The following is a 13,197-nucleotide window of genomic DNA, read 5'->3' as shown; positions in this document are numbered from 1 at the left end:
CCGAGGAGGTCAATGCGTAGGCTCCGAGCCCGGCGCCGCCGGTTCCTGCAAGGGAGATGACAAGAGCGGCGAGTGGTGTGCCGATGCTTGCCGCGGGTGGCGTCGCGAAGAGACCCTGGGCTGTGTCAGCCGCCACGTGGTTCTTCATTGTCAAGTCCCCGGGAAACGGCTACTTGTGGATGGCATTGGACTCTTGTACTGTCGAACCATAGTTCCCCACCGTCCCTCGCGGGATTGGTGGGGTTTTTTCGTAGGAGCCCACGTGACAGCCGTACCTGGACCGCCGCCGCTCAAGACCGCGGTGATCATCGACTACCAGAACGTGCACCTAGTCGGACACGATGCCTTCCCGTCCACAAGGTACCTGGAGCGCCACACATCCCTGATCGACCCCCTCCTGTTCTCCTACGAGTTGATCAAGCAGCGCAACGCACGCCAGCGACCCGGCTACTCGAGCGCGATCCTGCAGGAGGTGTGGGTGTACCGAGGCTTGCCGTCGAGCGAGTACGATCCGGACGACAACGCGCGCAGCATGGCCCAACAACACCACTGGGAACGGGACCGTCGCGTCCACGTCCAACTCCGTCCGCTGCGGTACCGGCTGGAGCGCGATGCCACCGGCCGGCCCATGTTGGACGTGAACGGGAACGTGACCATTGTGGAGAAGCGTGAGAAGGGCGTCGACGTTCTGTGCGCGCTCGCCGTCGTTCGCGAGGCAGCCAGGCAGGACATCGACCTGGTGATCCTCGCCTCCCACGACAGCGACCTTGAGCCTGCGATCGATGAGGCGCGCGAACTCACGCAAGCCAAGATCGAGACCTTCCGGTGGAACTCGCCGGATTCGTTCGTCTACCAACTGCGGTCCGGCGATCGATCTCGTCCGATTTGGTGCACGAAGCTCGATGAGCGGTCATTCAGGCCAGTTGGGATCTGACGCCCTACTGACCCGTCGCACGCGGCTGCGCCGCGAGGACCGCACAGGAACGGGGTGCGCAGCGGACCGCAGCGGTGCCGGCATCAGCCGGCGCCTTGGCTGGGGGGCCACTGCTGCTGGCCGCCGTACCACGACCTACGACACACGGCTGCCTGCCTGTGGTTGGCCCGCGGAGTGAACCCGGGGACCGTTCAGGCATGGCTGGGGCACGAGTCGATCGCGACCAGGAACCGGTACCTGCATTACCTGGGCACGGGTGCCCATCGGGCCGGTCTGGAGCGCCTCAACGCCCCGCGGGGCAATGCGGGGGCAATGGGGACAAGCAAAACGGACACCCGAAAACGAGTGTCCGTCCTTGTGGACTCTAAGGCACCCAACTTGAACCACATGCGCAGGCTGGATCGCCTTGATTCCGCGTGGATACAGGGATCTCCGACTCTCCTGGCGTCGCCGCCACTCGCGTTCGCCGAGGGTTTCGATGTCGTCGAGAACCCTAGTAGACCCAATAGAACCCCTCTGACGGAGAAGGAAGTAGAAGCTATTCAAACCGCTCGGGCGGGCGGCGAGAGCGTGCTGTCGATCGCCAAGCGATTCGGTATCCATCGCGCGACGGTGTGGACGCACACGAGGCACTCAACTAAGTGATCTGTCGCCTCCTCCGTGGGTTCCGCACACGCGGCCTTGACAGTCCACTCATCGGGGTCAACGTGGAGTGGGCTTGTGATTTCAATCGTGACAGCAACACCGGCGGCAATACGGCGGCCGCCCGCTACCCGCCCGATCCGACGCCGGTGCGAGCCCGAGCCGGGTCAATTGCCTGCGAACAGCCTGAGGTGCAATGCCTATCCGTAGAACTTCAGGTTCGTCCGCTGGAGTCGGCGCTCCATGAGGTCGTGACGAGCTTCGCTCAGCTCACCGAGGACCTCGCGGTCCAACGCGGGCATCAGGCGCGACAGCATCTCGTCCGTGGCGGTGATCAATGCTTCGGGATCCTCGGATGACCGTGAGATCTTGTCCAGTCGACCCAGTTCAGCGTCCGCGTGAGGGGCGATCGGGACCAGTAGTGAGTTGACTTCGCTCGGGACGAGCTCCAGCACCCCACCGCCAAAGCTGCGGCCCTCTACCTCGGCCGAGAGCATCGTGAGGGAGTTGTGGAACGCAGCGGTGAAGGCGTCTGGAGTCGTGGGCGATCCTGCGAGCACCTGGCCCCGGTAAATCGTGTCGGTCGTGATGACTTCGGCGTGGTTCGAGATCACTCGCGGGAAGCGGTTCGAGCGCTTGGACAGCAGGAGGCTTCCGGCCGGAACGACGGGGACGCGGTACCAGGGAGTGCGCACCCGGCACTTGAAGCGCTGGTCGATACCCTGCTCGACACCAGAGGCGAGATACTTGCGCGGACGCGGACGGGATTCGGGCGAGGCTTTGTCGGCCGAGAAGCTGAGCAGCCAGGCGGGCTGGCCATCATCGACGAGCGCCTGGTGCTCTTCCTTGGTGAAGACGAGCCCCTCGGCATTGCGCGAGCGCGGTAGGAGCGGAACGGTCCAATCGTGGAGTGCGAAGGCTCCGGCCTGATCCTCATCGACGCAAAAGTACCCGTTGGCTCCCGTGACCGTCGAGACGCTGAATCTCGCCACTTCACTGAGACGCTTAACGTCGATGATCGAACGGGCCGCATCGAGCGCGCTGTTCTGACCTGGCGTGAGGAGGAAGTTCGTCCATGTCCCCGTCCCCGGGTTGACCTCGTGAGACCACGATCGCGTGCCGCCGTTGTGGTCGTGGAAGTCGATCGTCCTCGCCGCTGCGGCCGCGTGAGCTGCGGCACGACCGCTGAGGATTAGGACCTCCTGGAGGACGGAGGGGAACGACCCCGGCTTGAACAGGTCGATGGTGAGCTCGGTCGTGTTGGCCAGGAGCCAGTTGCGGACCGCGCTGGCCGAGATTCCGGTGAGGAACTCCGTCGGAAGGATGATCGAGAACACGCCGCCGTCACGAAGCTTGGAGATGGCCAGCAGGAAGACTGGGATCCAGAGGTTCGACACGGCGGTCCCGGCCGTCCCGAGCTCGGCGCTGATCGCCTTGGCCCGGTGCTTGTCAGCTTCGGCAATGAACTGGAACCTCACGTAGGGAGGGTTCGCCAGCACCAGGTCGAAGTCGGCCGCTCGGCCCTGGGACCAGTTGAGGACGTTCTCATTGAGGACGGTGCCTGGCAGACGAAGTGAGCGGAGGGCGTCCTCCGCCTTGCTTGCTTCACCGCCGAGCAACTCAACCGCCTCGACGTGCTCGATGTCGTGGCTCAGACCGTTGCGCTCAATGCCACGGAGGAAAGCCCCGTCTCCGGCGGCAGGCTCCAGCACGCGGAGTCGACTCCTTCCCCTGAGCAGCGCTTTGGCTCGCCTGAGGCACATGTCGACGAGAACGTCGGGTGAATAGAAGCCTCCACGCAGCTTCTCGTCGCTCACTTCGTCTCGGGTACGCACATCGCTCCTAGTACTTCAGTTACTGAAGCAGTATACTCGGGATGTCTCGTCTCGTCCACCGGGAACACGCATGCGATCCTGAAGGCATGCGAACCCGCTTCATCGGCCAGCCCTTCGCCGAGCACTCCAACCTGATTGACTTCATCGAGCACGCCAAAGGCGGCGGTTTCGACGAGCTCAAGATCGCGGTGGCCTGGGCGAAGCGTTCTGGGCTGGGTCGCGTGTGGGATTCTCTCGGCGAGTTCCGCGATCAGGGCGGCAGGATCGTTCTGATTGTCGGAGTCAGCGAAGGCGGGGCCACCAAGGAAGGCCTGGAACTCGCGCTCGACGTCGCCGACGAGGGTTACGTCTTCCACGATCCGCGCCGCACGTTCCATCCAAAGGTATACTTCGCCTCCTCTGTGTCCGGCGATCGTTCGCTGCTCACCGGCTCGAGCAACCTCACGGCAGGCGGGCTCAGCTGGAACTATGAGGCATCGATGTGGATCGACTGGAACGCCGGCGAAGGGGAGGACGTCACCGGCAGTGTCAATGCCTGGTTCGACGCCCTGATCGCGGCGAGCGAGACCTGCACGCCCCTCACGGCCGACCTCATCAAGAAACTCGAGGCCAGCCGCGACATCGCGCTTGGATCGGAGGCCAGGGGCCGGCGAGTCCAAAGGAGAAAGTCGGACGCGCCGGAGGACAACGACAGCGCGATCACGGCAACGATCAGCGGGTTGTTCAAGCCAGTTCTCTCTGGACTCCGAAAACTGCCCTCGCTCAGCACCAAGATCGCTGCATCGAGCGCGTCGCCTCCGCCCGGCGCACCCGAGCGAACAAGCAGGGGCACGTCGTCCAGCGGAACGGTAGATATCGGGCAGCCTGCCCTCGCCGGCGCGGCTCCATACCCGCTCGATGACGTGCAGCGTCGCTGGGTGAAGAAGTTGGACCATACGGCAGCACAGCAAGTGAAATCGCCCCGGAGCAACCCAACCGGCAACCTCCGGTTGAGCCAAGAGGACGCTGCTATCGATCATAAGGTCTACTTCCGAGAGGACTTCTTCGGCGACCTCCCATGGACGCCGACTGAAGGCAAGGAGTCGGAGCAGGAGGTCGTCGTCGGCTTCCGTACCTGGATCGACGGCCAGGACCTGGGCATCCAAGACCTGCGTCTCAGCCACGACCCGCGGCGTATCTCCGGCCAGGGCAACGTCCCGACGCTCATTCACTGGGGAGTCCTCGGCAGTACCCTGCGTGACACCAACTTCATCGGCCTATACGTCAGCATCGAGCGCACAGTCGAGGGTGAATACAACCTGATCATCTCCGAGCATCCTCGCGGCGACGTCCAGGTCTAGACGTGGGGTGCCCTGGGCACGCATGGACGTGAACATCGATCCACCGCCGCGTGCTTCGGCGGGGTCGGAGGACGCACGAGGCGCGTTCCAGCGGGGCAGAGAGAAGCATCTCACTGCCGCTGACGGACGATCGCGCCTCTGATGAAGGCTGTAAGTCGCTGCCATAGTGGTGACTTTGCTGCGTTTGACGCGTGTGGGGGCAGGCGAAGGTCGTCAGCGAGAGCGGGGCGCTGGTCACCGCGGGCGGTCTCGTTCTCGTAGACGCAGAAGGCGCCGCTCTTGGCAGGGATGTGCTCGAGTTGATGGATGGCGAGCATGTAGCGGAGCGGTGCCGGTACGCCCATTCCGCCGGGCGCGGCGACCAGGCTGACGAACTGAGCGAGTAGCCCCGCGCTGACCGACGCGGCGAGCGCAGCGACGTTCGGGCTGCCCGTGCCGGGGTTGATCCCGGATTCGCGGATGTACTCGGGATCGTCGAGGAGGCCGGCTCGGTCGAGGCTGAGCTCATTGAGGCGAAGCTGTCCGCTGCACACCATGCATGGACGTCCGGGGACGAGGGTGTGGGCTCGCCATGTCCCGCCTCGCATCTCGCCCGTGGGCAGGGTGTCGAGAGCGATACCGCCGTCGATGACCGGGATGAGATCTGCGTAGGCGACGGCGTTCAAGACTCCACGGGGCCAGGGGCGGTCAACGCAGGAGAAGATGATGTCGTAGTCAAGAGCAGCTGCTAGTCCCTGCGGTGTCGTGACGCTGAGGTCATGCACTGCCACCGTGAAGTTGGCGGCCGTGGCGGCCTGTCGGGCGATGCGCGCGGCGACCTCGGTCTTGCGTCGACCAGCGCGGGCGTCCTCGCGTGTGGCGCCGATCATGCGGTCGAGGTTGAGGTCTTCGACGATGTCGATGTCCATCACGCCGACGTGCTCGATGCCTGTGGCGGCGAGACGTGCGACCACGTCAAGCCCGACGCTGCCAACTCCTATCACGAGGATCTTGAGGCGTGCGATGCTCGCGTGCCGGCGATCGCCCCAGGCGGCGATCGTTCGACGCTGGAAGGCGGTGGCGACCGGGCGGCGACGAGCCTTGTCGTTCCAGGTCACGTTGAGCCGCTCTCCGACAACACGCACGGATTCGGCGAATGTCGGCGTGGTTCGGTCGTACCAGACCCGGGCTGACCATGCCTGTTCGGCGGTGGCGAGCGTCATCCCGACGAGGGGCATTCCTGTGATCGCGCGAGCTACTCGTTCGTACTCGGACTCGGTGTTGTGGTCGGGGCCGCTGAGCCCTTGCCAGCCATGCGCCCCCGGATGCGAGTGGAGAAGGACGATGCCTTCGCCCCGCTCACGCGCCTCAGTAGCTGCCCTAACCACGTATGCCCCGGTGAACTCGGCGTTGCCGCGCACGAACCGCTCGCCGTCACGGGGCAGGATGATGTCGCGGATCAGGGCCGACTTGCGCTCAGTGCCGGTGGACCAGACATAGGTGGCGATGCAGACGTCTTCTTGGCCGTCGTCGCGATTGAGGTGATGGTCGAGTTCGGCCACCGCCTCGGAGGTCATGGCGACGGAGAGGTTCATGCGATTGCGTCCTTGATCACGCCGCGCACGTGTGCGAGCCAGTTGACGATGGGTGGTCGATCGGTGCTCCAGGCACCGATGTCGCGAGAGTGGCGAAGCCAGCCCTCGAGACATTCGAGAGTGTCGGTGTTGGTGGTCGCAAACCGCACGGTGTTCTCGAAGTGAAGCCAGTGCGGCGGCACGGCGGGCCATCCGGCAAGCTCACTCGCACTGACCGCCGTGGGAACCTCCGTTCCCGCGAGCGCTCCGGCTACGGCATACACCGAGTAGACGACGGCGAGTCCCTCAACGCTGGCCTGGATCCCTTCGCCAGCAAGGTCAGCGATGAAGGCTGCAACCGGAGCGATCAGTTCGGGAGACATTAGGCGACAGGACTGCTCTGCTTGACGGAAATGAAGGTGTCGCCCTCGCGGAGATCGAGGACCTTCTCGTCCTTGAAGACTTTCGGTTCCTGCCCGGGACGGACGCGGGCGAGGTCGTACTCGTCGGGGTTGAGGCCCGCGAGGCGGAGAAGCGCGGCAGCTTCCTGATCGTCGTCCTTGGTGCTGTAGCTGACGCCGTCGATCGTGAAGGTGATCTTGGTGCGCTGCTTGATGGAGATGAACGCGTCGCCGTCCTGGAGGTCGAGGACCTTGCCGTCCCTGAAGACCTTCGGCTCGCCGCCCGGACGAAGGCGGGCGAGGTCGTACTTCTCAGGGTCACGTCCGGCGAGACGGAGCAGGCTCGCAGCTTCCTGGTCGTCGTCGCGGGTCGTGTACTCCTTCCCGTCGATCGAGATCCGGAGCTTCTTGCGGATGTCAGTGGCGCTCATAGTCGCCTCCTTTCTGCCCGCGGCGCGGGCTGTTGCTGTCTTCTAACTGTATCAGCAAAGCGGCAATGACAAACTACAGGCGCGCGTGTCTGAATCATCGAAGCGTCACTCAGTGCTATGCTGGGGGTATGCCATGGACCGATCGAGCAAGACGGAAATGAGCAACGAGGGCCTTCCCCAAGCGGCCGCCGGAGAGATCGAACGCCTCGATCTGGCGCGCCTCGGAGCCATGCTGCGGGAGCGCCGGGGTTCGCTATCCCTCCGCCAGGCCGCCGCGGATGCCAACGTGAGTTTCAGCACGTTCTCCCGAGTCGAGGGCGGATCGCAGCCCGACCTCACATCCTTCATGCTGCTGTGCGCGTGGCTTGGAGTACCCCCAAGCGACTTCTTCGCGCCAATCGCGCCCCGAGAGCAGAGCGGCGTCGACGCCGCCATCTCCCACCTTTCGTCCGATCCACGGCTTGCACCCGAAGCCGCAGGAAAGATCGCGGACGTGCTTCGGACGATGTACGACGCACTCGCTCAGAACATCGCCGGCCCGCCTGTCGTCGCGTGCCATCTCCGCGCCGCAAGCGTTCTTCGTCCTGGAGTTCCCGAGCGCCTGAACAAGATGCTGAGCTCCATGAACTCGGAGCTCGAGCGGCTGGTGGACGCGGGAAGACTTTGACTCTCAAACACGGGTTCAAGGCGAACGCAGAACGAACGGCCAAGCGCTACCGCCAGGAGCTCTCCCTCTCGCCGGCCGATCCACTGGACCCGCGCACGCTCGCGGGGCACCTCAACGTGGCGATCGTCGATGCCGCGACGCTCGTGTCCATGGCTGAACTCGAGGAGCTGGAGCGCATCCAGGCATACGCCTTCTCAGCCGCGACGTTCGAGGTGCGCCATCGCAAGATCATCGTCGTCAACCCCATACGGGGACGAGGGCGCCAGAACAGCGACATCGCCCACGAGCTCTCACACATCATCTTGGAACACGACCTGTCCGAGGTCCGAGAGATCGCCGGTATGCCCTTTCGAACCTGCAAACCGGACGAGGAGGAAGAAGCGACCGCGCTGGGTGGAACACTCCTTCTTCCGCGCGATCTGCTCGTGTCCGCTGCCCGTCGCGGCGCCAGCATCGACGCGATCGCTGAGCAGTACGCGGTGACCATTGAGATGGCCCGGTTCCGGTACAACACCACCGGCGTCGCCAAGCAAGTCGCTGGCGCGGGCCGTCGCTAATCTACAGTGAGCAACTCTTGGGTGGTTCATGCTGCCCTTCTCCTGAGTCATCTGTTACGCGAGGCGTGAGGCAGACCTCGCGGGAGCAGATGACTCTGATGGCATCATGCCTGGATCCTGTGTTCAGCCAGGGTGACGCTGCTCCCCCTTGCCAGTGACACGCGTCTGCGCTCCACGAGCGTTAGAGGCATGACTACTACAACAACAGATTGTCCGTTGTGTCCGCTTCGGGCCGTGTCCTATGTCCGTGTCTCCACCCTCGATCAAGCCCGGCGGGGTGCTGAGCCGGAGGGGTTGTCGATCCCAGCGCAGCGGGAGGCGAACCGGCGGCGAGCGTTGGAGATGGGCGCCCTCGTGGTCGCGGAGTTCGTCGAGCGTGGCCGCTCGGGCAGATCGCTGGAAAGGCCAGAGTTGCAGCGGATGTTGGAGTACATCCAGAACCGGCCGGTGGACTTCGTGATCGTGCACAAGATCGACCGTCTCGCCCGCAACCGGGCCGACGACGCGGCCATCACGAAGACGATCCAGGGAGCGGGCGCGTACCTGGTCTCTACAACTGAGGCGATCAGCACGACACCGAGCGGGAGGCTGCTGCATGGGATCATGGCGTCCATCGCGGAGTTCTACTCCCAGAATCTCGCTACCGAGGTGATGAAGGGGATGCGGCAGAAGGCCATCCAGGGAGGAACGCCGGGGCGGGCGCCCCTCGGCTACCTCAACGAGCGTCGCTTCGACGACGGCCGTGAAGTGCGCACCGTCACGGTCGACCTGGAACGCGCCGAGCACGTCGTCTGGGCATTCCACGCCTACGCCACCGGTGAATGGAGCGTCACCCGCCTGACCGCCGAGCTAGGGTCTCGTGGCCTGACGACCAGGCCGGGACCGGACACGCCGGCGGGGCCGTTGACGGTGAACGGGCTACACCGCCTGCTCCGGCATCCGTACTACAAGGGCGTGGTCACCCACAACGGCGTCGAGCATCCCGGACGGCACGAACCACTGATCGACCAGGTCACCTGGGCAACAGTGCAAGACATCCTCACCAGTCGTCGTAACGGGGAACGCTCACGCGAACACGACCACTACCTCAAGGGCACCGTGTTCTGTATCGAGTGCGGCAGGCGGCTGATCGTGCAGCACACCCGCACCAAGAGCGGCCGGGTCTACGAGTACTACGTCTGCCACCGACGCCGCGATGCCACCTGCCAGCAACGCAAGGCCCTGCCGATCGCCCTGGTCGAGCAGCGGGTCGAAGATCTGTACAGCACGACCGAGCTGAATCCCGGCCAGCGTGAACGCATCGAACAGATTGTGCTCATGAAGCTCTACCGACAGCAGGCAGTCAACGACGACCGGCTCGAAGCGATCACCGTCGAGGCCCAGACCGTCGACGCGAACCAGCCCAAGCTGCTCGAGGCCTACTACACCGACGCCATTCCTCGCGAGCTGTTCCTCACCCACCAGCGACGGCTCAATACTGAACAGGCGAGCCTCGTGCGCGAGAGGGCGAAGCTGAAGTCTGAGAACACCGAGATTCGGCAGCGCGTCCGCGACGCCCTCGACCTGCTGCAGGACGTCCACGCTACCTACGCCGATGCGCCAACGACCGCGCGGAAGCAGCTCAACCGCGCCATCTTCGCCGGGATCTTCCTCGGCCCAGATCTCGCCCAGATCCGCGCCGAGCTCAACGAGCCCTTCGCCAGCATCACCCAACCAGGACGAGACCTGGCAACCAAGGCGCCGTAGTAGAACCCCTCCGGCGATGAAGCAAGGAGAACTTACTCAAACCACGTGCTGTCGCCTGCAAAACTCCCGGTCAGCCCAGGGTTTCCCGCGCGTCCGGAGACGACTGAGGCCGCTCTCTCGGGCGGCCTCACAAGCGTCGATCTGCACTTTTGATAAGAGCAACTGGGTGGAGCTAAGGGGATTCGAACCCCTGACCTTCTCATTGCGAACGAGACGCGCTACCAACTGCGCCATAGCCCCATGCTCGATGAGCGTGAACGATCTTAGCACGCAGCGAGCCTTCTGGCGAACGAGCGAGGGGCTACTCGCCGACCGCGCGGGCGCGTTCGTCGGGGTTTCCCCACTCGCCGGACGCCTCCGCGGAGGCCTCGGCGTCCTCGGGCAGATCGGCGGTGATGGGCACCGCCGACACCGCGGGAACGGGGGCGGCCAGGTCGATCGTCCGTACCGTGCGCGAGGCCAGCGGACGGCTCACGTAGGTGGGCGCGGTGATCGGGATGGGCTCCCACAGCGAGCCGGTCACGATCGGCACGGTCAGCTCGACCGAGTGCTCGTAATCGTCCAGCGGAGCCTCGTCGATCATCACGATCGGGACGGTGTCCTCGTTGACGCCCTCGCCGCCGCGGATGATAGTGGCGCGGGCGTCCAGGTTGCGGCGCATCGTGCGCACCGAGAAGCGCGCGATCAGCAGGAAGACGCCCATCAGGCCGACCGGCACCGCGAGCGTCCACCATGCGGCCCAGCCGATCACGGCGAACACGGCGACGACGGTGGCGGTCACGCCGAGGAAGGCCAGCACGAGGCGGCGGCGGCGGGCGGCGCCGCGGTCGAGTTCGTTGAGTTCGCGCAGGGCGGCGCGGCGGTTGAGCGGGGTCGACACGAGCGCGGTGCCGTTCTCGGCCGAATCCAGCGGATGGCCGCGGCGCACGATGGTCACCGACGGGCTGAACGGTTCGCCGGGCTCGACCTCGTCGAGCAGCCCGTTCTCCTTACGGTTGAGGATCAGGGGAACGAGATAGATCAGCCAGAACGCCGCGAGACCACCAAAGATAAGACCTGTCACATCCCCCATGGGTCGAACCTTAAGGTGCCCGCAACCACGGGCGCGTGAGACGCGCCGTCCGCCTGAGAAACGGCGAAAAAGACGCTCAGCCGAGGCGTCCGATCAGCCCCTCGGGGCCGACTTCCTCAGCGTGCAGCGCGAACATCAGATGGTCGCGCCAGGCGCCGTCGACGTGCATATAGGACTCCCGCAGCCCCTCGCAGCGGAAGCCGAGTTTCTCGACCACGCGCAGCGAGTTGTGGTTCTCGGGACGGATCGCCACCTCGAGCCGGTGCAGCCGCAGCGGGCCGAACATGTGGTCGCCGGCCAGCGCGAGCGCCGTCGGCGCGATCCTCCGCCCGGCCAGCGCCTGGTCGACCCAGTAGCCGGCCATGCCCCAGCGGGCGGCACCATAGACGATCCCCGAGATGGTCATCTGCCCGGCGAAGACCGGACGCCGCCCGGCCTCGGTCCAGGTGATCGCCCACGGCAGAGCACGGCCCATCCGGGCCTCCGCGCGCCCGCGGCGCACCATGTCCTGGAACGACAGGCCCTCCCCGGACGCCTCGGGCGGCCGGGTGGCGTCCCAGGGCGCCGTCCACGCCATATTGCGCGCGCGGGACTCGTTCCATTCCCGGAAGTCGCGCGGCCGCAACGGACGCAAGCCGATCGGCCCGTGCCTCAGCGTGACGGGCCAGCGGCGCGACCCGAAGTGCCTCACCGAGCGGCGGGGGGTGTGTGCGCGTCGTCCAGCACCAGGCACTCGAGCAGGCTGCCCGGCTCGGCCCCACCCCAATGCTCGGGAATCAGGGCGAGCACGTTGGCGCGCGCCAAGTCCCAGGCGAGTTCGGAGTCGGTGCCGGCCACCGCGCGCACGACGCCCTCGGCGTCCAGGACCCCGGGCACGAAATGGGTGATGCCTTCGGACGACTCCAGCCGGTCGGCCAGCCGCGCCTGCACCCGCGGCGCCCCCAGCGGGTCGACATCGTTGAGCTTGTTGATCACCGGACGCACCAGCGCGTGATAGGCCACGTACGAGCTGACCACGCCCGAGGGCAGGCTCAGCAGCGGCGTCCGCTCGGCACCGAGCCCGGCGTACGTCACGCGCGCCTCGCCGTTGATCGCCACCTCGGCCTCGTCGACCTCGCCCAGGCTCGCGACCGCGTCGCGCACCAGGTCGCCGCCGCCGACGACCACGATGAGGTCGGCGCGGATCTGCTGGTCGGCGATCGTCTGGCGGACGACCTCGGGCGAGGACTCGACGATGCCCAGCGGGTAGACGGTGGCGCCGTCGGCGCGCGCGGCCGAGGTGAGCAGCGCGGTCGCGGCGTCGTAGCGCTGCTGGGGTGCGGTGAGCGGACGCCCGGGCGCGACCAGGGTCTCGCCGACGGTGAAGACCACGATGCGCGGACGCGGACGTGCGAGCACCTTGTCGAGGCCGACCTCGGCCAGGACGGCGACCGAGCGCGGCGTGAGCACCTCGCCGGCGCGCAGCAACGGCGTGCCGTCGGCCAGCTCGGAGCCCGCGCGGCGCAGGTTCTGGTAGAGCCGGGTCTCGGTCTCGAAGTCCACATAACCGTCGGCGGCCAGCGTGCCCGCCGAGGGCGGCAGCACGGCGTCCACGCCGTCGGGGACGATGGCGCCCTTCTCGATCTCGATCACGGCCCCCGCCACCAGTGGACGGCTCACCCCGTCGGACACGCTGATGCTGTCGACCAGGAACAGCCGGCGCGGATCACCGGGGCGCGCGCCCACCAGATCGGATCCACGCACCCCCCACCCGGCGATGCGGGTGGTGGTCACCAGGGGAAGGTCGAGGTCGGAGACGATGTCTTCGCACAAGACGAGCCCGGGCACGTCCCAGATCTGCATGCCGAACGGACGCAACGCGTTCACCCGCCGGAGCAGGAATTCCCGCTCCTCCTCGAGCGAGCGACGGGTGGGAACGACCACCGGGGCGGGCGCCGCCACCGGTGCTTCGGGTTCGACGTCGACGACGTCGACGTTGCTCGTGTTGCGTCCAAACAGGGCCATGAAGCCTACGATAAG

At 65.9% G+C, this 13,197-nt stretch carries 13 protein-coding genes and 1 tRNA gene; 6 read left to right on the top strand and 8 right to left on the bottom strand.

The annotated features are described in order from the left end of the window. Positions 1-301: 301 nt before the first annotated feature. Complete coding sequence (locus QM708_RS10950; protein ID WP_415108103.1) at positions 302-934, top strand: hypothetical protein; 633 nt, start codon at positions 302-304, stop codon at positions 932-934. 54 nt (positions 935-988) lie between these two features. Continuing rightward, entirely contained in the window at positions 989-1,579 is a 591-nt protein-coding gene (locus QM708_RS10945) for a tyrosine-type recombinase/integrase (RefSeq protein ID WP_415108100.1), read from the top strand. A gap of 197 nt (positions 1,580-1,776) precedes the next feature. Here QM708_RS10945 and QM708_RS10940 read toward each other — a convergent pair whose 3' ends face one another. Next, entirely contained in the window at positions 1,777-3,393 is a 1,617-nt protein-coding gene (locus QM708_RS10940) for an Eco57I restriction-modification methylase domain-containing protein (RefSeq protein WP_415108097.1), read from the bottom strand. 104 nt (positions 3,394-3,497) lie between these two features. Between QM708_RS10940 and QM708_RS10935 the strand changes: the two genes are divergently transcribed. Further along, positions 3,498-4,751, top strand: a complete 1,254-nt coding sequence (locus QM708_RS10935) for a hypothetical protein (protein ID WP_415108095.1) — start codon at positions 3,498-3,500, stop codon at positions 4,749-4,751. A gap of 110 nt (positions 4,752-4,861) precedes the next feature. Here QM708_RS10935 and QM708_RS10930 read toward each other — a convergent pair whose 3' ends face one another. From QM708_RS10930 to QM708_RS10920, 3 genes are read right to left on the bottom strand one after another with little or no spacing between them, the layout of a single operon-like run. Next, a complete protein-coding gene (locus tag QM708_RS10930) occupies positions 4,862-6,325 on the bottom strand; it encodes a ThiF family adenylyltransferase (protein WP_415108092.1) in 1,464 nt (487 codons plus the stop codon). Continuing rightward, on the bottom strand, positions 6,322-6,687 hold the full coding sequence (locus QM708_RS10925) for a hypothetical protein (RefSeq protein WP_415108089.1): 366 nt from the start codon (positions 6,685-6,687) through the stop codon (positions 6,322-6,324). Before QM708_RS10925 ends, QM708_RS10930 begins: the two co-directional genes overlap by 4 nt. Then, positions 6,687-7,136 carry a hypothetical protein gene (locus QM708_RS10920; RefSeq protein WP_415108086.1) on the bottom strand — a complete coding sequence of 150 codons (450 nt, stop codon included), beginning with the start codon at positions 7,134-7,136 and terminating at the stop codon, positions 6,687-6,689. The genes QM708_RS10925 and QM708_RS10920 overlap by 1 nt, the downstream gene beginning before the upstream one ends. Before the next feature lie 133 nt (positions 7,137-7,269). Here QM708_RS10920 and QM708_RS10915 point away from each other — a divergent pair, with 133 nt between their 5' ends. The 3 genes from QM708_RS10915 to QM708_RS10905 all read left to right on the top strand — a co-directional run bounded on the left by QM708_RS10915 (position 7,270) and on the right by QM708_RS10905 (position 10,106). After that, positions 7,270-7,803: a helix-turn-helix domain-containing protein gene (locus tag QM708_RS10915; protein WP_415108083.1), complete on the top strand. Its 534-nt coding sequence runs from the start codon at positions 7,270-7,272 to the stop codon at positions 7,801-7,803. Further along, complete coding sequence (locus QM708_RS10910) at positions 7,800-8,360, top strand: ImmA/IrrE family metallo-endopeptidase (protein ID WP_415108080.1); 561 nt, start codon at positions 7,800-7,802, stop codon at positions 8,358-8,360. Before QM708_RS10915 ends, QM708_RS10910 begins: the two co-directional genes overlap by 4 nt. Before the next feature lie 189 nt (positions 8,361-8,549). Further along, positions 8,550-10,106 (top strand): recombinase family protein, encoded by a 1,557-nt coding sequence (locus QM708_RS10905; RefSeq protein WP_415111386.1) that lies wholly within the window; start codon positions 8,550-8,552, stop codon positions 10,104-10,106. A 167-nt stretch (positions 10,107-10,273) separates the two neighbouring features. Here the strand turns inward: QM708_RS10905 and QM708_RS10900 are convergent. The 4 genes from QM708_RS10900 to glp form a co-directional block, all read right to left on the bottom strand. Beyond that, a tRNA-Ala gene (locus tag QM708_RS10900) sits at positions 10,274-10,346 on the bottom strand. Between the two features lie 61 nt (positions 10,347-10,407). Continuing rightward, on the bottom strand, positions 10,408-11,178 hold the full coding sequence (locus QM708_RS10895; protein WP_415108078.1) for a hypothetical protein: 771 nt from the start codon (positions 11,176-11,178) through the stop codon (positions 10,408-10,410). Positions 11,179-11,254: 76 nt separating this feature from the next. Beyond that, a complete protein-coding gene (locus tag QM708_RS10890) occupies positions 11,255-11,869 on the bottom strand; it encodes a GNAT family N-acetyltransferase (RefSeq protein WP_415108075.1) in 615 nt (204 codons plus the stop codon). Further along, complete coding sequence (gene glp / locus QM708_RS10885; protein ID WP_415108073.1) at positions 11,866-13,182, bottom strand: gephyrin-like molybdotransferase Glp; 1,317 nt, start codon at positions 13,180-13,182, stop codon at positions 11,866-11,868. The genes QM708_RS10890 and glp overlap by 4 nt, the downstream gene beginning before the upstream one ends. Positions 13,183-13,197 lie beyond the last annotated feature (15 nt).

Source organism: Propioniciclava sp., from assembly GCF_047602245.1.
Classification (GTDB): Bacteria; Actinomycetota; Actinomycetes; order Propionibacteriales; family Propionibacteriaceae; genus Propioniciclava.
This window is presented reverse-complemented; position numbering and strand designations above follow the sequence as displayed.